A 19,281-nucleotide genomic window follows, 5' to 3' on the forward strand; every position below is an offset into this window, starting at 1 on the left:
CCCACAGCTTGATCCACCGTCCGGATTGGTCGATCCCGTGCTTCTCTCCTGTTATTTCATATAACCAAATGTCATTTATTTTTTAAATTTTATTCCAATAACATCAGGGCCAAACCAGTTATTACAACTACAAATACAAGACATTGAGAGAGAGAAACACCATGAAAACATCCATCAAACTGATTTCCGGCGCAGCCATCCTGCTCGCCACCCTGTCCGGTCAGGCCATCGCCCAGGAGACCATCAAGGTCGGCATGTCTGGCAAATATTTCCCGTTCACCTTCGTCAAGCAGGACAAGCTGCAAGGCTTTGAAGTGGATATGTGGAACCAGATCGGCGAGCGCACCGGCTACAAGGTCGAATTCGTGACCGCCAGCTTCTCCGGCCTGTTCGGCATGCTGGAAACCGGCCGCATCGACACCATCTCCAACCAGATCACCATCACCGACGAGCGCAAGGCGAAGTACGACTTCTCCCAGCCTTACGTCTATGACGGCGCCCAGATTGTGGTACGCAAGGGCAACAGCACCATCCACGGCATCAAGGATCTGGAAGGCAAGAAGGTGGCCGTGAACCTGGGTTCCAACTTCGAAGAGCTGCTGCGCAAGAACGACCCGAACAAGAAGATCGACATCCGCACCTATGACTCCGCCTTCGAGCAGGATGTCGCCCTGGGTCGCATCGATGCCTTCGTGATGGACCGCGTCTCCACCGCCCAGCTGATCAAAGAGTCCAAGCTGCCGCTGCAACAGGCTGGCGCACCGTTCGAGACTATCGAGAACGCCCTGCCCTTCCTGAAGACCCCGGAGAAACAGGCGCTGCTGAAGAAGGTCGACGAGGCTCTGACCGCCATGCGCAAGGATGGCTCCCTGCGTCAGATCTCCGAGAAATGGTTCGCTTCCGACATCACCGACAAATAAATGATGGAATTTGACCTCGAATACACGCTGGGGCTGTTTCCCATCCTGCTCAAATACCTGGGCACCACGATGGAGATGGCCCTGTGGGGATTCGTGCTAGCACTCGTACTCTCGCTGGCCCTGGCGATAGTACGGGTGTTTCGCGTCCCTGCGATTCACTGGCTGGCGATGCTCTATATCTCGTTCTTTCGGGGTACACCGCTACTCGTTCAGCTGTTCCTGCTCTACTACGGACTGCCGCAACTGTTCCCGATCTTCGTGGGGATGGATGCCTTTACCGCCGCCATCGTCGGTCTGACCCTGCACTTCGCCGCCTACATGGCCGAGTCGATCCGCGCAGCCATCCTCGGCATTCACAAAAGCCAGATGGAAGCGGCGCTCAGTATCGGCATGAGCCGTTATCAGGCGATGCAGCGGATCATCCTGCCGCAGGCGGCCCGCATCGCCACCCCGTCGCTGATGAACTACTTCATCGACATGATCAAAAGCACCTCACTGGCCTTCACCCTGGGAGTGGCCGAGATCATGGGCAAAGCGCAGATGGAAGCCTCCTCTTCCTTCAAGTTCTTCGAGAGCTTTATGGCGGTGGCGCTGATCTACTGGGTGGTGGTGATCTTCTTTACCCGCTTGCAGCATCTGCTGGAAGTCCGTCTCAACCGTGCCTATTAAAGGAGGGCGTTCATGATCAAGCTAACCGGCCTCTCCAAGGCATATCACGGCAATCAGGTGCTCAACGGCATCGATCTGGAGGTCAAAAAGGGGGAAATTGTCGTCATCATCGGCCCCTCCGGCACCGGCAAGTCGACCCTGTTGCGCTGCCTGAACCTGCTGGAGACCCCGGATGCGGGCACCCTTGCCATCGACGATCTCGAGCTGAATCTGGCCAAGGCCAGCGAACAGCAGGCGATCGAGCTGCGTAAACGAGCCTCCTTCGTGTTCCAGAACTACGCCCTGTTTGCCAACAAGACGGCGCTCGACAACATCGCCGAAGGGCTGATCACCGTCTGGAAGCAGCCAAAAGCGGAGGCCCGCGCCACAGCGCTCGGCATCCTCAAGGATATTGGTCTTGCCGACAAGCAGGATGCCTATCCGGCGTCTCTCTCGGGCGGCCAGCAGCAGCGGGTCGGCATTGGCCGCGCCATGGCGGCCCACTCCAAGGTGATCCTGTTTGACGAGCCCACCTCGGCCCTCGATCCCGAGTGGGTCGACGAGGTTTTGGGACTGATGAAAGAGTTGGCCCGCCAGCACCAGACCATGGTGGTGGTGACTCATGAGATTGAATTTGCTCGTGATGTTGCCGATCGGGTGATCTTCATGGAAGGAGGGCGGATCGTCGAGCAGGGCCCGCCGGATCAGATATTGGTCGATCCCAAGGATCCCCGTACCCGGGAGTTCTTGCGGAAAGTCCTTAAATAGCTCTCTCTTTGGCGGCCTGGCCGCCTTTTTTATTGAGGGATCCCTTGTTTAACCCCGGGTTGCCAGTATAATCCGGAGCCCTTGATCCTCTGGATCCTCACGCTCGGCAGTGGCCTTTTCAAGACCATGGCAGGATGAGAGGGAACGGCGGATTGACTAAAAGCCGAACTCTGTTTAGAATTCGGCCTCTTTTGCTAGTCGTCACACGCTATAGCTGGCGCGTCGGCTAAGTGTGACAATCAAAACTGTACAGAAATACGGAATCGAATCATGAAACGTACTTTTCAACCGTCCAACCTGAAGCGCAAGCGCTCTCACGGTTTCCGCGCCCGCATGGCAACTGCCAACGGTCGTAAAGTTCTGGCCGCTCGTCGTGCCAAGGGTCGTGCCCGCCTGGTAGTCTAATGCCTACCCAGCACACCTTCTCTCGGGAGTTACGTCTGTTAACTCCCGAACACTTCAAACGCGTTTTTGCCGAGCCTGTCCGGGCCGCCTCTCCGCAGATTACCCTTCTCGCTTCTCCCAATTCGCTCGAACACCCTCGTCTTGGTCTCGCTGTGCCCAAAAAAGCACTCAAGCGTGCCGTCTGGCGTAACCGTGTCAAACGGGTGGTTCGGGAAAGTTTCCGCCTCAAACAACATCAGCTGCCCGCTATCGACATCGTGGTGATCGCCAAGGCCGGTGTGAAAGAGATGGATAACGAGGAACTGTTCAAGTTACTGGAAAAGCTATGGCGCACCCTGTCACGCCGTTGCAATGGGTAGCTATCAAACTGATACGCCTGTATCAGCTAATCATTAGCCCTCTGCTCGGGCCGCGCTGCCGTTTTACCCCGACTTGTTCCCAATTTGCGATAGAAGCCATCCGACTTCACGGTTTCATAAAAGGCGTTTGGTTAGCCAGCAAACGTCTATTAAAATGCCATCCCTTATCCGAGGGTGGTTATGACCCGGTTCCGCAACCAAAGCGAAGAAACTGAAAACTATGGAATCACAACGCAATCTACTCCTGATCGGTTTGCTGTTCGTGAGCTTTCTGCTCTGGCAACAGTGGGAGTCCGACAAGGCTCCGAAGCCGGCCCCGACTACCGTGGCCCAAACCGAACATTTCGTACCTGAAGCCGGTCAGACCGGTGATATTCCTCAGGTTTCCGAGCAAGCCAACGCGACTGCCGCACGCAAGCTGATCACAGTCTCCTCTGACGTGCTCAAGCTGACCCTGGATACCCAGGGTGGCGACATCGTGTCTGCCGAACTGCTGTCTCACAAACTGGAAGAGGGCAAGGACCAACCGTTCGTGCTGCTGACCAGCAAGCCTGAGCACCTCTATATCGCCCAGAGCGGTCTGGTGGGTCGCAACGGTCCGGACAGTCAGGCCGAAGGTCGTCCTACCTATGAAGCCGCCCAGACCAGCTATCAGCTGGCCGATGGTCAGGATCAAGTCGTCGTTCCGATGACCTGGACCGACAGCAAAGGCGTGGTCTTCACCAAGGAGTTCATCCTCAAGCGTGGCGACTATGCCGTTGGCGTTGATTACAAGATCGACAACAAATCTGCCGAGCCGGTTCAGGTGCAGTTCTATGGTCAGCTGAAGCAGACCGTAGCAACGCCGAAGGATCAGGAAGGTCATGCCATGGTAGCCAGCGCTTACCGTGGTGGTGCCTTCTCCACTGAAGATACACGCTACAAGAAGTACACCTTCGACGAGATGAAGGATGCCGACCTGAACAAGACCACCAAGGGTGGTTGGGTCGCCATGCTGCAACACTACTTCGTCTCTGCCTGGGCTCCGAATGCCGACGATACCAACAGCTTCTACAGCCGCGTGATCCCGGGTAAAGGCCAGGCCATCATCGGTTACAAGGCGCCAATGGTTGACGTGGCTGCCGGTCAACAGGCCGAAGTGACCAGCAAACTGTGGGTCGGCCCCAAGCTGCAAGACCAGATGGCCAAGGTAGCTAACCACCTCGACCTGACTGTCGACTACGGCTGGCTGTGGTTCATCGCCCAACCGCTGCACTGGCTGCTGACCGTGTTCCACGGTTTCGTCCAGAACTGGGGTCTGGCCATCATCATGCTGACCCTGCTGGTGCGCGGCATCATGTTCCCGCTGACCAAGGCCCAGTACACCTCCATGGCCAAGATGCGCATGCTGCAACCCAAGATTGCGGCCCTGCGCGAGCGCTTCGGCGATGACCGCCAGAAGATGTCTCAGGGCATGATGGAGCTGTACAAGAAGGAGAAGGTCAACCCGCTGGGTGGCTGCCTGCCGATCCTGGTTCAGATGCCCATCTTCATTGCCCTCTACTGGGCACTGATGGAGTCTGTTGAGCTGCGCCACGCGCCGTTTGCCCTGTGGATCACTGACCTGTCAGTGAAGGACCCCTTCTTCGTGCTGCCAATCCTCATGGGTGCCTCCATGTGGTATCTGCAGAAGATGAGCCCGACCACCGTAACCGACCCGATGCAGCAGAAAGTGATGCAGTTCATGCCGATCATCTTCACTTTCATGTTCCTCTGGTTCCCGGCTGGCCTGACTCTCTACTGGCTGGTGAGCAACGTCATCTCCATCATCCAGCAGACCATCATCTATCGTCAGCTGGAGAAGAAAGGACTGCATTCACGCAGCTAATCTTCCCGTGATGACAAAAGAGGCGGCCTTCGGGCCGCCTTTTTTATTACAATGTCCCCCACTACGTTTTCCTATCAGCGAACAAACGAGCCAAGCAAGATGACAACAGATACGATCGTGGCCCAGGCCACCGCGCCAGGCCGTGGTGGCGTCGGCATAGTCCGGGTCTCCGGCCCCGCCGCCGAACAGGTCGCCGGGATAGTGCTCGGCAAGCTCCCTCGGGTGCGCTACGCCGAATATCTGCCGTTCAAGGATGAGCAAGGCCAGGTACTGGATCAGGGCATCGCCCTGCTGTTCAAAGCCCCCAACAGCTTCACCGGCGAGGATGTGCTGGAGCTGCAGGGCCACGGCGGCCCCGTCATCATGGACATGCTGATCCGCCGCATTCTGAAAATCGATGGCATCCGCCCTGCCCGCCCCGGCGAGTTCAGCGAGCGCGCCTTCATCAACGACAAGCTGGATCTGGCCCAGGCCGAAGCCATCGCTGACCTTATCGAAGCCTCCAGCGAACAGGCCGCTCGCAGCGCCATGCACTCCCTGCAGGGGCAGTTCTCCAGCAAAATCCAGCAACTGGTGGAGAGCCTGATCCGGCTGCGCATCTATGTGGAAGCGGCCATCGACTTCCCGGACGAGGAGATCGATTTCCTCTCTGACGGCAAGGTGGCGGGCGACCTCTACAGCATCATGTCCGAGCTGGACGACGTGCGCAGTGAAGCCAAACAGGGCGCTCTGCTGCGGGAAGGGATGAAGGTGGTGATCGCAGGTCGTCCCAACGCCGGCAAATCGAGCCTGCTCAACGCTTTGGCAGGGCGCGAGTCAGCCATCGTCACCGAGATTGCCGGTACCACCCGCGACGTGCTGCGCGAACACATCCATCTCGATGGCATGCCGCTGCACATCATCGACACCGCCGGTCTGCGCGACACTCAGGACAAGGTGGAGCAGATCGGTATCGAACGCGCCTGGGCCGAGATTGAACAGGCCGATCGGGTGCTGTTTATGGTGGATGGCACCACCACAGATGCGGTTGACCCGCGGGAGATCTGGCCGGAATTTGTTGATCGGTTGCCAAAAAACATCGGCCTCACCGTCATTCGCAACAAGGCAGACCTGACCGGCGAGGATCTGGCACCGAGCCAGGAGCTGGGCCACGCCGTCTACCGCATCTCCGCCAAAACCGAACTGGGGCTGCCCGCCCTGCGCGAACACCTGAAAGCCTGCATGGGCTTCCAGGGCAACACCGAGGGGGGCTTTATGGCCCGCCGCCGCCATCTGGATGCACTGGAGCGCGCCGCCGAGCGCCTGCTGGTGGCCAAGGAGCAGCTGGAAGTGTTCGTGGCCGGCGAGCTGGTGGCCGAAGAGTTGCGCCTGGCGCAGGAGTCCCTCTCCGAGATCACCGGCGAATTCAGCTCCGACGATCTGCTGGGCCGCATCTTCTCCAGCTTCTGCATCGGCAAGTAATGTGGTGAAAAATCAGCAATAAAAAGCAGCCAGCGAGAATATAAGACATTGTAAATATTGAACTTTGTTTTTTACTGACTATTCTTGCCTGATCTTGTTTCGTGAGAATTTACCCCGAGAGTACCCCGAAGTAACCTCTCGGGGTACTTTCGGGGGACAATTATGAAGATCAGCATCGAATTCCGCGAACCTGACGCCGAAGGCAAGCGCGCTCTGCGCTTAACCTATTACGCCGGCTCCTACCTTGAACCAACCACGGGCATCCGCAAGCACAAACGCCACTGCGCCATCACAATGACCACAGCATCACTTGCTGATGATGTTTTCCACTACACCATAATCAAAGTGGGCTGACGGGAAGTTGCTGTGATATTTCATCGCCTGCTCGACAAACTCATCTGCCAATGGTGCTCGTTGCCGATAGTCATGAAACAGAATGGCCTGGAGATGTCCCAGCTTGCTGCGCTGCTCATCGGAGGGCAAGCCCTCATCATCCAACAGGCAGACTGTGGGCCGCCCCATTAGAATGGACTCGGCGTGTATGGAGGAAGCACCGTTGCACAACACAACATCAGCCTCCTGAATCGCTCGGATCGAGCACTCCTCAGCGGGAATGATGCAATCGGGAAAACGATTATTGAATAATTTCTCTACCTGCGCCACGTCCCGCCAAGCAGGTAACTTGACTCTGACATTTTCCGTTATAAGCGGAGCAAAGTAATCGACTATTCCTGAATCACCAAATCTCAGACGCAAGTGTTCAAACATACTGATGAACAGTACAATCCTCGGTTTATTTTTTTGGGCTGGCTGGCTAGGACGAGCACTTTTTGTATGCTTTATCCATCCACTTTCTATGACTTTCGTATGACGACCCAAGGTCGCCTGGAGTGCAGAGGATGAAAAAGGCGTAAGTATGTAGTCAAAAAGATCCAAAAACCTTAGTTCATTGAGATTTTTATCTCCAAAAGGAGTAAGAAGATCATGTGGAATATATATGGATTTCTTAGGTTTTAATTTTTGAATTATTTCTAATGGCGATAAATAATTTGGGTAGTGTTCATTAAATTTTGGCGCCAAAAACTTTGCAACATCTCTAGTTAAATTAGTATGTGCTGATGTAATGTAGACAACATCCTCACCAATAAAGGGGGCAAGTAAATCTTCATCCTGCGCTGTGAGTTGGCCAAAATCCAACTCTGTGACATCATAACCAACCGCCCTAAGGTATTTGCATAAATCAGCCAACACATACTCAGAATCTACGCCTGAGGTAACAATTTTCATGAGGTCTGGCCTTTTATTATGTGGTAATTTGAGAAACAGCAAACTGATTATCGCTTGCTCTTATCCCCACTCGCGGTGTACGCGTCAACTTGGTGTCAATGACATCAATAATGAGAGTGCTGCCAACCTCAACCATTACCTTGGTAGACATGACAGAGAGTGCAATAATAGTAGAGTACTGCCCAGCGGTAACATTCACCTCTTCACATGGTATAAATTTAGGCTCACTTATTATCCTCCAACTACCATCATTAACCCATAATGTGATAACAGGCATATCTGCCGTGGATGCCTGAAGCATACAGGCATACATATGACTATCTTGCGGGCCTGAATAGCAAGCGACCAGAGAAGCATGTCCACTCCCAGCCCCCAACCACGAAAATTTAGCCTTTATACTAATCACATCATCTACAGCAGTTTTTGCCTGAGCAATGGCCAGAGAAAAACCATCAGCTGGCGCCATAAAACCAATCTTGGTCGAATCAAATGGTGTTATCATCAAATTCTCCCAATAGAAATTTTCGGTATTGCAAATTGGGAGTCTAGCCGCCCTAAGTGTTACACAGCTGGGCGACTCAGTATAAATCGCCGGTGCAGAACCAAATACAGAATAAGAACCATCAGGCAAACATCCAATAGAGACAAAATCACATTTTTGATTTTCCGAAAGCTGTGCTATCTCATAGAAACCAACCTTATGAAGACGTTTTCTAGTGTTCTTGCTATGTACCACAAAATGGCAATTATCGATATATAAAATATGACTTTGACAAGCCCTCAGAAGTAGATTTAGGATATGTCGCTCACCAATAAAATCCTGCATCAGCCAAGGTGATGTGATACCAATACTTGTTACATGACGATCTTTCAAATGCAATACAAAATCGTCAACATTGCGAACATAAATAACTTCCTGATCTTGCAACAGTAACGAGACACCATCATGTAGCACTGGACATGCAAAAACTATATTGCACTGCTGCCAACTCTTGATATTTTTAGAAATACCAACAAAAACATCTTCAAGCTCAGCCGCTGTAACTATCACATCGTGGACATTGGCTGATGACATCACCGGTAATGAACTGACTTTCTCGCACAGAAGTTCTGTTATAGCCTGAAGTCTGGAGATATCATCACGCAGAGTTAGCTGCACCTCTGACAGTTGCTGGTTACCTTGCTCAATCCCCTGACTCAGATTAACCAGCTGTTCTGAAAAAATGAGATCAGCATCGCACTTTCCTGAACGCCTCAGGAATGATTGGAGAAAACGCGTAAATCGACTCATGGTATCGTCATCCAATAATTATTATTCAGTACAGTTTTGCCTAACTGCTCTCTTCAGGTATACAGACAAGGGCATAGAAATGGGTGTTATCCCATCGGTTGTACTCTTTTGGATAAATATCAACAACTTCCTTAATGCTGAAACCGGCTTGACGTATAAGATCTATCTCATGCTGTAGCCATCTATATTCAGAGTAGTAATCTGTTCCTAGCTCTTTGGAGTAACCATCAACAATGACATCTTCAGTACACCCCATCTGATGCTTGACTATCAAAGTACCAGCAGGTCGTATCCATGAGCGAGCCTTCTGATAAATCCGTTCCGCCTCTGTTCTATTAAAGAAATTCATCACACCAAAAATGGTAACAAGATCAAATTTCTCTGCCACATCAAATATATTGAGATCTTCATTAATAACTTTCAGGTTGTCCGTTCTTTTTATAAAATCGCTAAAGTTAGAATATTTTTCTACAGCGACTATTTTAGAGAAATCTTCTGTAAGGTGATTAACAAGCAGCCCAGTACCAGCACCAAGATCAAGCAGGGTTTTACTTTTATCTGAGAAACGTTTGACTAACTCAATATCAAAAATAGAAAAATCGGGGGCTTTATTTCTAGTCTCTATTGGTGATTTTATTTTGCTGGCTAGTTTTTCATAATAACTATTTATTTTATGATTACCACTACTCCACGAGTCCACAAAATCAACAGCTTTCTTATAGTCTTCATAAGTGTCAATATCTTGCGCTCGTATTATCTTCGCAGACATTGGCAATAATGGTTCTAAAAGATTGTAAAGATGGCCCGAGGTAAATCTTATATTTTCCCTGCGGATGGCAGCAGGTCCAGACCACTCGTAATCACCATCATCTCTGGAAAATGAAACAACTTGTTCTTGTTCATTAAGCTTCACAAAAACTGCGTCTTCGCTCACTTTTTGACTCACCCCAATAAATTCTTGCTCTGCTTCAATGCACTGAGCAATATCATCTGGGTGAACTAATAGATCCCCATCCCAAGCAATAATCATTTCATTAGCATGTTTACCACCAAGATAGAGACTAGCGCCAGTTTTAGAGTGAAAATAATCGTGATTGAAAACAAAAATAATATCTTTTCTGATCGAGCATACTTCATCAATAAGACTGCTAGCCTGAAAACCAACAACTATTCTAAGATCACTTACATGCCGGAATTGTTCTAGCTGTAGATGAATAAGTGGCACCCCTTGTAGCTTAATAAGCGACTTTGTTTGTCCCAGCCCAAGGCGCGAACCAACCCCCGCAGCACTAATTACCACTGACCTTCCATTTTGAGGTGATTTTATCTGTTGCAGTAACCTGAGCATAGCAACAGAATCATATACTGCATAATCTGCAACTTGCATGACCGTATTTGCCGGTTGGTGAATCAAGCCGCAAGCAATAGAAACATCAGCGATCCTCATGGCCTCAGCATCATTATTTCCATCACCGATGAAAACGACTTGCTCACCTTGCGCTTGATACTCTTTAACAATATCTTCTTTCTTTAGTATTTTGGTTAATCGAACCTTGCCATTGGCATCAACTTCCCCTTCTGATGAACGAATTACGCACTCTATTTTTTTGGCTAATTCTGCGATCCAGCCATTATAATTTCCAGTGGCAATAATACAGTCATCACGGTTACTATTGATAAAATCGAGCAGAGACTGGTTAAGGGGAATATCCGCTACGATGCGAGCAACTTGAGCCACATCTAGGTGACCAAGTATGTCAACCCGCTTGATGAAACTTTCCATGAATGGGATCTGACCATTAATAGTCTGGGCAGTTAACTCTTCTATTTGCGTAGTGACATTGAAACTTTTAGCTATGATAGGCAATGTTTCACAGCAGCTAAGAGTTCCGTCGAGATCGAAAATAAATTTCATCCTTTGCCTCGCTAGATTGGCAATATCTAAACGTTTGTATTTATAAGACAATAAGCAAGTGAAGTCGAGACAATCTGGCGCAGGATCATACCCAGATCAGATGGACTTAGCCCACGATGGTAGACATATTCTGTTCTCACGACGAGACTTATTCGAAGACCTCTGGTGTGACGCGCATCCAAGGTGGCTCTAGCGTCGCACTCTGTAGTAGAACGCTTCAATGCAATCGAAGATTTCGGCGCGGACCAGATCGTGGGTTTTGTTGATCCTTTTTATGATGCGATCTTTTTTTCAGCGAACTGAAGAACGATTCAGAGACAGCATGATCCCAACAGTTGCCACGTCGGCTCATATTGGGGGCCAAGTTATTGGCCCCAAAAAACACTGCCTATCGTTACTGCCATATTGGCAACCCTGATCCGACTACACGATAGCCAATCCACAAACCTAAAGGCGGCGCAGGCACCACATGAAGTAAGCGCCCCCTAATAGGGTGGAGACCAGCCCGACCGGCACCTCCTGCGGGAAGAGGATCTGCTGGCCGACCCAGTCCGCCGATACCATCAACAGGGCGCCGGAAGCGGCGGCCCCAAGCAGGTGCCAGCGTGCCCGCACCAACCCCATCAGCTTGGCCATATGTGGTGCCAGCAGACCAACGAAGGAGAGCGGCCCCACCACCAGTGTGGCGCTGGCAGTGAGCACGGCCACCAGCAGCAGGATGGCGAGCTGGGCACTGTTGAGGCGAATGCCCAGCGCGGTCGCCACCGCACTCCCCATTGGCAGCAGATCGAGCCAGCGGCTGACAAGCAGGCAGGCGGCCAGCATCAACAGCGCCAGCCCCACCAGCCCATAGGCCACCGGCAGGGTGACGTAGTAGGTGGAACCGGACATCCATGAGAGCAGTTGCTGCACCCGCAGGTCACCGTTGGCCAACGCGATGGCCTGCAGCGGCTCAAACAACGCCGTGATGGCGATACCTGAGAGCAGGATCCGCTCCGGCTGGAAGCCGTGCTTGCGATTGACCACTACCAGCAGCAAGAGACAAGCGAAGGCCCCGATCAGGCCGCCCAGCAGCATTATGGGCAACGGCAAAGCTGGCAGCAGTAAGGCCGTCGCTATCACCCCCATAAAGGTGCCGCCGCTCACCCCCAGCAACTCCGGGCTCGCCATCGGGTTGTTGCTGACCCGCTGCAACAGGGTGCCCGCCAGCGCCAGCAGCACGCCAGCAGCCCCCGCCGCCAGAGTGCGCGGCAGCCGCCACTCCAGCTGGGCCTGCCAGCGCAGCCAGCTTGGCCAACTCCAGCCCATCATCCCCTGTCCAACCAGCAGGGAGGCGACCACGGCCAGCATCAGCCCGACCAGCAACAGGCCAATAAGGCGAGCCGGTGCCGGATGGCGGGCCACCAGCAGGCCGGCGTTTGCCTTTGGCGTACCCGACTTGATGCCAAGGCGCGGGATCAGCCAGAGCAGCAGCGGCGCGCCCAGCATGGCGGTCATGGCGCCAGTGGGGATCAAGACTGGCCAGAAGCGGCTCAGACTCTGCAGCAGCAGATCGGTCGCCGCCAGCAGCAGGGCGCCGAGGATCGGTGTCCACAATAGCCGTTGGCCAAGCTGACGGATCCCGAGCAGCCGCACCATGGCGGGCGCTGCCAATCCGATAAAGCCGATTAGCCCAACCACGCTCACCACGCAAGCGGTGACAAATACCGCCAAGCCAAGCCCCGCCAGTCGCAAGTGTTGGAGGGAGACCCCCAGACTGCGGGCGCTGGCATCATCCAGCTCCAGCACCGCCAGCGGGCGCACCAGTACTGCGGCCAGCAAAGCGGCTGCCAGCAGGCGGGGCAACAGATAACTCACCCCGCTCCAGCTGTTCTGCACTAGCGAGCCACTGCCCCACACCAGCAAGCCTTTCAGCTCCTCCTGAAAGAACAGCAAGAGCCCCATGCTGATGGCCGCCAGATAGAGGTTGATCACCAGCCCGGCAAAGACGATGACCACCGGATTGAGCTGGCGACGCCAGGCCAGGGCAAACACCAGTGCCATCGCAAGGCTGCCGCCGGCCATGGCGATCCACTCCCGCCCCAGCAGCAACCAGGAGGGGGCAAATAGGGTCACCATCATCAACGCCAGTTGAGCGCCGGAGGCTACCCCCAAGGTGGTCGGAGACGCGAGCGGGTTGCGCAGCACCTGCTGCATCAGGGAGCCCGCCAGCCCGAGCGCCGCTCCGGCCAGCAGGGTGACCACCAAACGGGGCAGCCAACTGAAATGCACCACCGCCTGGCTGACGTCATCCAGATTGGGGGCGAACAGGCTCTGCCACCAGAGCGCACCGGGCAGCTGGCGAGCCAGCTCCCAACATCCGAGCGAGAGGGTCAACCCCAGCAGGATCGAGACCGGCCGCAGCAGCGGCGATGTGAGCAGTCGCTTCATCGGTTAGCCTCCATACGCTCGGCATCTTGCAGCAATGCATCGCTGAGCAGACCGGCGAAACGGCGGGCGGCAAGTACGCCGCCAAAACTCCAGACCGCAGGCAGATGCAGCACGGGCGCCTGCCGTACCAGCGGCAGATGCTGCCACAACCCCGGCTCCTGAAGCCGTTCACTCACCCCGACCGGAATGGGATCGACCACCACCAGCCGCGCGGTTGGCAAGGTCATGAACTGCTCGATGCTGACCACCGAGAAACCCCAGTCATTGGTCTGCTCCTGCCAGCCATTTTGCAGCCTGAGCCGCGTTATCACCGCATCGAACAGGCTGTGGCGACCAAACACCCGCACATGGCGCTCATCGATAAACTGCACCACCAGCAGGGGCGGCAGATCCGCAGGCAATCTGACCTGCATGCTGGCGAGATCCCGATCCAGCCCCGCCAGCAGCCGTTCGCCCTCGGCGATTTTACCCACCATACGAGCGAGGGTCAGGGTCACCTCGTGCAGCCGCTGCCACAGATCGGTTTGCCCATCATAGAGGGCGATGGTGCTCACCGGCGCGATGCGGGAAAGAGTTGGCGCCAGCGGGGCCGCCAGCGGCGAGATGAGGATGCGATCGGGTTTGAGCTCCGCCAGCAGCTCGCGGTTGGGCTGGGTGCGCAGGCCGATATCCACCACCCCGGCGGGTAGCCGTGGCTCGCCGACCCATGCCTGATAGGGACCTGCATCCCCAACGGCCAGCGGAGTCACCCCGAGCGCCAGCAGGGTCTCGGCTATGGTCCAGTCAACGGTGGCGATACGGGGTAGCGACTTCACAGCATCGGTTTGAGGGAGCTCTGCAGCGGCAGGCATCGTTGGCTCGGCCTGCAACATAAACGGAGCCAAGAGGCAGCAGAACCAGCCAACTTTCTTGAATAAAAGCATCGAGGTAACAAGCCTTATCTAAACGATGGCGATGGGATGGGCATGAGCCGGGTGGCGAATGACCTCCATCGGAATGCCATAGATGGCGTGCAGGGTCTCGCTGGTCATGATCCCCTCAGGTTCGCCGTGGGTGAGCAGGCGGCCGGAGTGAAGTGCCACCAGCCGATCGCAGAAGCGGGAGGCCATATTGATGTCGTGAATGACGATGATGACCCCGAGGTTAAGCTGACGACTCAACTGCTTGACGAGCGTCAGCACCTCCACCTGATGGGCCACATCCAGCGCGGCCAGCGGCTCGTCCAGCAGGATAAAGCGGCTCTCCTGCGCCAGCAGCATCGCCAGCCAGACCCGCCCTCGCTCGCCGCCGGAGAGGGTATCCACCAGCCGATCGGCAAAGCGTTCGGTATGGGTAAGGGCGATAGCCCGATCGACCTGACGGTGATCCTCCGCCCCCATCCGGCCCAGCAGACCGCGCCAGGGGTAGCGGCCCATCTCCACCAGCTCCCGCCCGAGCAGATTCTCGGCGCTCGGCAGATGCTGGGGCAGATAGGCCACCTGACGGGCGAACTCCCGGTTGCCCCAGTCGTGCAGCGGCTTGCCATCGAACAGGATTTCGCCATCGCTGAGCGGTTGCTGGCGAGCCAACAGCTTGAGCAGGGTCGATTTGCCCGAACCATTGTGGCCGATGAGGCCATAGACCTGTCCCTGCTCGAAACGCAGGTTAGTGGGGTGCAGCAGCGTGCGGTCATTGACCGTAAAGCTGGCTGATTTCATCTCGAACATAAGCAATTCCTGTGCTGGCTTGTCGCCAGTCTCATCGGTGCCGGCACCTCGCAATCCAGGTGGGCGATCGCATCGCGGCTCACTGCGGCGCGGCGCGCGCCGGTCAGTTCGGTGAGCTGGCCCTGACGCATCTCCAGCAGGCGATCGGCCAGCGCGAAGTAGTGATCATCGTGACTGATAGCAATCACCGTCTTGCCCATCTCCTTGAGGCGCGGCAACAGCAGCTGATAGAAGATGCGGCGGAACTGGGGATCCTGATCCGCGGCCCACTCGTCAAACAGCATCACCTCGCGCTGCTCGGCCAGCGCCAGCAGCAGGGCGACTCGCTTGCGCTGCCCCTGGGAGAGCTCGATATCGGTGATAAAGCCATCCTCGATGGTGAGCTTGCTGCCCATCTGCAACCGCTCCAGCCACTCGGCGACCAGCTCATCTTTGGGGTCTGGCCCCAGCAGATGCTGGAACAGGTGATAGTCGGTGAAGATGGCGGAGAAGAGCGCCAGATAGCCGTTGCGATCGGTGACGGGTTCATCATCCAGCAGGATCCGGCCCGATACCGGCTGGTAAAGGCCGGTCAGCAGCATGGCCAGCGTCGACTTGCCGGAGCCATTGCCGCCGATAATGAAGATCTGCTCCCCCTTTTCGATGACCAGATCGATGGGGCCAACGGCAAAGCCGCCCTCTCCCTGATAGTGAAAGCTCACCTGCTCCAGCTCGATACGCTGCCAGGGGCGGATGGCGGGCGGCAGTGGGAAGTCCGCATCCGGCTCGGCCAGATTGAGGGCGGCGATCTTGTCGAACGCCACCTGAGCGGCAAGCAGGGTCGGCAGGGCGCCAATCCCCTGCAACAGCGGGGTGCGCAGGAACAGCAGGGTCAGCGCGAAGGTGGCGGCCACATTGGTGTTGGCCCAGCCAAGGCCGTTGGCCAGAAAGAAGACCAGACCGATCGCCCCCAGCATCATGATATTCGACCAGTTCACCGCGCTCAGGTGATAGGTGTCGGCGCGAATGATCTGCTGGCGGTAGTCACGGGCATCTTGCTCATAGAGCTGGTGGTAAACGAAGTGAGCCCGCTCGCGGTTGAGCGCCAGCTCCTTGCTGCCCGCGATGATGGCCTGATAGTTCTGATAGAGCCGATCTTCGGCCTGACGCATGTGGGAGAGATGGCGATAAACACGGTTCACCAGCAACCAGCCCACCACCATGGTGACGGTGACCCAGAGCGCAGTCACCCCGAGCAATGCAGGAGAGAGCCAGCCAAGGTAAAGGGCAGAACCCAGCGTGAGCACCAGCCCCTGCACCAGCTCAGGCAGGCGCACGAAGGCGATGGTGATCTGGCCGATATCGCTGGAGAGGGAGGCCAGCAGTGGCCCCTGACCAATCTGGCGGATGCGGGCGACATCGGTATCCAACAGTTGCTTGAGCAGACGGCCACGCAACCGGTAGACAAAATGGTGACCGAGAGTGGTCAGGGCCAGCTGAGATCCGAGAGTGATCACCAGCAGCAACACAATCAGGCCGACCAGCTGACCGAGGATCGGCAGCGGATCACCTATAGATTCGATAAGAGACTGATTGATAAAAGCAATGACGCCAATCCCGCTGACGGCACTGAGCAGACTGAGCAGGGTGATGGCGATAAAGGGCCAACGATATTGGCGATAAACCAGAGACAAGAGTTCCATAACGGACCGGTATTCCAGAGAGATCAGAACAACTGCGGGTGAAAAGAAGGGCGGGAATCCGGTTCCCGCCCGACTTCGATTACCAGCGGTAGTTGATGCTGCCCACTACGCTGCGCGGCTCGCCGTAGTAGCAGTAGTAGTCACAACTGGCCACGTAGGTTTCACCCAGCAGGTTGTTGACGTTGAGCTGGGCACGCCAGTTCTTGGCAAAGTCATACCCGATCATCGCATCCCAGACGGTATGGGCCGGCACCTCGGCAGAGCCGTAGATGGGGGTGTAGTCCGCATTCACGGCGCCAATACCCACGCTGGAACCGATATAACGCACACCGGTACCCAGCTCCAGACCCGAAGCCACCCCTTGCTGCACCTTGTAGTTACCCCAGAAGGAGGCCTGGTGGCGCGGGATCAGGCTGGCACGGCGATCGCTACTGCCTGTGTCGTTGGTTTTGGCATCGGTGTAGGTATAAGCAGCGGTCAGACGCAGCGCATCGGTCACCTGCACGCTCCCTTCCAGCTCAACCCCCTGAGAGGTCACTTCACCCGCCTGGGTCTGCTGGCCGGAACCGGTAGAGACCAGCGAGTTGGTCTGGGCCAGATCGAACAGCGCCAGATTGATGTAACCGTCGAGGAAGGCAGGCGCATACTTCACGCCGGTCTCGTAGAGCTTGCCCTTGAGCGGCTTGTAGGAACTCTTGGTGTTGGGATCGATCCCCGGCAGCACCTCGAACGACTCGGCATAGGCAAAGTAGGGAGAGAGGCCGTTGTCAGCCAGATACATCAGGCTGCCCGAGAGGGAGAGCTCGTGATCGTACTGGCGCTCGTCCTTGCTGGTATTGGTGTTGTGGGTCTCCACATAGTCAAAACGGCCACCGGCAGTCAGCAACCAGCGATCGTCCCAGCGGATCTGGTGCTGGGCATAGAGACCGCTCTGGCCCTTGCTGCTCTTCTGGTGAGTAGCAGTCGACTCATCAAAACCGGGGAAGCCGCTGTAATCCGGGTTCATGGTATTGATGGAGCCCATGGCGTAGTTGTCGGCCTCGACCCCTTCATTGACGTGACGCTGCAGATCCACCCCCAGCAGCAAGGTCTGCTCGGTGCTGTCGGTGTTCCAGTAGCCCACCATCTGGTTGTCCATAGTGGCACTCTTGGTATTGCCATCGCGGTAAACCAGGCCACGACTGGCGGTTGTGCCTTCATAGGTCGGGAAGATATAGGTCTGGCGCAGCAGCAGATCGTTGTAGTTGAAGCGGACGTTCTGCTTGAACTCCCAGGTCTGGTTGAGCTGGTGGGCCAGCTCGTAACCGGTGGAGATCTGGGTATTGCGGTTGCGATCGTAATCCGGCTGGCTCAGGTTGGTGGAGGGATCAATCTGGCCACCTGACGTATTCAGGGTGCCATAGACCGGGAAGAAGCCGTTGGTCGGGACCCCTTCGTCGTGCAGAAAACTGGCCAGCAGGGTCAGGCTGGTACGATCCGAAAGATCGAAGGTGACGCTGGGCGCCAGATAAACCCGATCGTTGTAAGTACCGGTAAGCACCCCATCACGCTCTTTATAAAGAGCAACCATGCGGTAGCGGCTGTTGTCGGAGAGCGCGTCAGAGACGTCCACCCCGACTTGACGATGATCCCGGCTGCCAAGCTGCAGATCCACCTGCCCTTGCGGCGTGGCGGTCGGCCGCTTGCTGATGGCATTGATCACCCCGCCCGGAGGCGCCTCACCGTAAAGGATCGAGGCTGGCCCTTTCAGCACTTCCACACTCTCCAGACCGAACGGTTCCGGCGTCCAGACGTAGTAGCCGGTGCCAAACAAGCGGTTGCCATCCAGATAAGAGGCGGCATCGAAGCCACGCACCTTGAACCAGTCGGTGTTGTTGTCGGAACCATAGAGACCGGTCAATACGCCGGAACGGTAGCGAATCGCTTCATCCAGCTGCAACACGGCGTGCTGATCCAGTTCCTCGCGATTAACCACGGAGACGGCGCGAGGGGTCTCGGCCATCGGCACTTCCACCTTCATGGCCGTACCGGTCACCACCATGGTTTCGCTGGCTTTGGGCAGCTCAGCGGTGGTTTGTTCGGCCATCAGCGGCAGGGAGACGAGCAAACCGGAGAGCGAAAGCACGCCGAAGGCGCCCTTCTTGCCGGGTCCTGTAGTGTATTTTTGCGCAATCATATTAAAGTCTCGTTTATCAATGAGTTATGTTGTTTTAATTGTTATTTGTGGTCGTTTGTCACGACATCACCCTGTTCCATGGGCGAATAAAGCAGCGCAATCCTACTACAGGAGCCGTGATCGAATCGATTCAATAATTGCTAATCATTTGCATCTACATTGTTATCTAGCTGCATCATTGGCAGGATCTCGCAGGGGATGGGAGTCATCAGGAGAGCCATGAGCGGAGAAGACAATGGAGAGGAATATAAAGAAGCAGAAAAAAGATCGGCAGGATGGATCCGGTGGCATTATCTGACTGGATCCATTATCCCCAAGCTTTATCCATATTTATCCACACCCTTTGGCGGTAGAATCCGGCTTTCC

General features: G+C 55.3%; 17 protein-coding genes and 1 pseudogene. 9 read left to right on the forward strand and 9 right to left on the reverse strand.

What is annotated here, in order from left to right; all coding sequences use genetic code 11:
- Positions 1 to 161: 161 nt before the first annotated feature.
- The 9 genes from G5182_RS12625 to G5182_RS12665 all read left to right on the forward strand — a co-directional run bounded on the left by G5182_RS12625 (position 162) and on the right by G5182_RS12665 (position 6,782).
- On the forward strand, positions 162 to 920 hold the full coding sequence (locus G5182_RS12625) for an amino acid ABC transporter substrate-binding protein (RefSeq protein WP_005339308.1): 759 nt from the start codon (positions 162 to 164) through the stop codon (positions 918 to 920).
- The gene (locus G5182_RS12630) at positions 921 to 1,589 is read left to right on the forward strand and encodes an amino acid ABC transporter permease (protein ID WP_019445518.1); all 669 of its coding nucleotides are present in this window, start codon (positions 921 to 923) and stop codon (positions 1,587 to 1,589) included. It begins immediately after the preceding gene.
- Between the two features lie 12 nt (positions 1,590 to 1,601).
- Entirely contained in the window at positions 1,602 to 2,336 is a 735-nt protein-coding gene (locus G5182_RS12635) for an amino acid ABC transporter ATP-binding protein (protein WP_005339311.1), read from the forward strand.
- 270 nt (positions 2,337 to 2,606) lie between these two features.
- Entirely contained in the window at positions 2,607 to 2,741 is a 135-nt protein-coding gene (rpmH, locus tag G5182_RS12640; protein WP_005307156.1) for a 50S ribosomal protein L34, read from the forward strand.
- Entirely contained in the window at positions 2,741 to 3,100 is a 360-nt protein-coding gene (rnpA, locus tag G5182_RS12645; RefSeq protein WP_005342318.1) for a ribonuclease P protein component, read from the forward strand. The genes rpmH and rnpA overlap by 1 nt, the downstream gene beginning before the upstream one ends.
- The gene (gene yidD, locus G5182_RS12650) at positions 3,067 to 3,315 is read left to right on the forward strand and encodes a membrane protein insertion efficiency factor YidD (RefSeq protein ID WP_075116235.1); all 249 of its coding nucleotides are present in this window, start codon (positions 3,067 to 3,069) and stop codon (positions 3,313 to 3,315) included. Before rnpA ends, yidD begins: the two co-directional genes overlap by 34 nt.
- A gap of 5 nt (positions 3,316 to 3,320) precedes the next feature.
- Complete coding sequence (gene yidC, locus G5182_RS12655; RefSeq protein WP_088868083.1) at positions 3,321 to 4,967, forward strand: membrane protein insertase YidC; 1,647 nt, start codon at positions 3,321 to 3,323, stop codon at positions 4,965 to 4,967.
- A gap of 99 nt (positions 4,968 to 5,066) precedes the next feature.
- Complete coding sequence (mnmE, locus tag G5182_RS12660) at positions 5,067 to 6,428, forward strand: tRNA uridine-5-carboxymethylaminomethyl(34) synthesis GTPase MnmE (protein WP_139459600.1); 1,362 nt, start codon at positions 5,067 to 5,069, stop codon at positions 6,426 to 6,428.
- A gap of 162 nt (positions 6,429 to 6,590) precedes the next feature.
- Positions 6,591 to 6,782: a hypothetical protein gene (locus tag G5182_RS12665; protein WP_227341694.1), complete on the forward strand. Its 192-nt coding sequence runs from the start codon at positions 6,591 to 6,593 to the stop codon at positions 6,780 to 6,782.
- On the opposite strand, the gene G5182_RS12670 is transcribed toward G5182_RS12665, so the two are convergent.
- The 9 genes and pseudogenes from G5182_RS12670 to G5182_RS12710 all read right to left on the reverse strand — a co-directional run bounded on the left by G5182_RS12670 (position 6,735) and on the right by G5182_RS12710 (position 18,915).
- On the reverse strand, positions 6,735 to 7,715 hold the full coding sequence (locus G5182_RS12670) for a hypothetical protein (RefSeq protein WP_216952506.1): 981 nt from the start codon (positions 7,713 to 7,715) through the stop codon (positions 6,735 to 6,737). The genes G5182_RS12665 and G5182_RS12670 overlap by 48 nt on opposite strands.
- 16 nt (positions 7,716 to 7,731) lie before the next feature.
- The gene (locus G5182_RS12675; RefSeq protein WP_227341693.1) at positions 7,732 to 9,006 is read right to left on the reverse strand and encodes a hypothetical protein; all 1,275 of its coding nucleotides are present in this window, start codon (positions 9,004 to 9,006) and stop codon (positions 7,732 to 7,734) included.
- 40 nt (positions 9,007 to 9,046) lie between these two features.
- Positions 9,047 to 10,921 carry an HAD-IB family phosphatase gene (locus G5182_RS12680; protein ID WP_227341692.1) on the reverse strand — a complete coding sequence of 625 codons (1,875 nt, stop codon included), beginning with the start codon at positions 10,919 to 10,921 and terminating at the stop codon, positions 9,047 to 9,049.
- A gap of 189 nt (positions 10,922 to 11,110) precedes the next feature.
- Positions 11,111 to 11,344: pseudogene (locus G5182_RS12685) on the reverse strand (IS3 family transposase); the annotation flags it as partial.
- A gap of 24 nt (positions 11,345 to 11,368) precedes the next feature.
- Entirely contained in the window at positions 11,369 to 13,351 is a 1,983-nt protein-coding gene (gene fhuB, locus G5182_RS12690; RefSeq protein WP_421254425.1) for a Fe(3+)-hydroxamate ABC transporter permease FhuB, read from the reverse strand.
- Complete coding sequence (locus G5182_RS12695; RefSeq protein ID WP_227341690.1) at positions 13,348 to 14,274, reverse strand: ABC transporter substrate-binding protein; 927 nt, start codon at positions 14,272 to 14,274, stop codon at positions 13,348 to 13,350. Before G5182_RS12695 ends, fhuB begins: the two co-directional genes overlap by 4 nt.
- 18 nt (positions 14,275 to 14,292) lie before the next feature.
- Positions 14,293 to 15,057: an ATP-binding cassette domain-containing protein gene (locus G5182_RS12700; protein ID WP_421231430.1), complete on the reverse strand. Its 765-nt coding sequence runs from the start codon at positions 15,055 to 15,057 to the stop codon at positions 14,293 to 14,295.
- Positions 15,045 to 16,739, reverse strand: coding sequence for a multidrug ABC transporter permease/ATP-binding protein (locus G5182_RS12705; protein ID WP_421252460.1), 1,695 nt, complete (start codon positions 16,737 to 16,739; stop codon positions 15,045 to 15,047). The genes G5182_RS12700 and G5182_RS12705 overlap by 13 nt, the downstream gene beginning before the upstream one ends.
- Before the next feature lie 79 nt (positions 16,740 to 16,818).
- Entirely contained in the window at positions 16,819 to 18,915 is a 2,097-nt protein-coding gene (locus tag G5182_RS12710) for a TonB-dependent siderophore receptor (protein WP_227341687.1), read from the reverse strand.
- Between the last annotated feature and the right edge of the window lie 366 nt (positions 18,916 to 19,281).

The sequence above is a fragment of the Aeromonas sp. 600948 genome, from assembly GCF_049174875.1.
Lineage (GTDB): Bacteria > Pseudomonadota > Gammaproteobacteria > Enterobacterales > Aeromonadaceae > Aeromonas > Aeromonas veronii_A.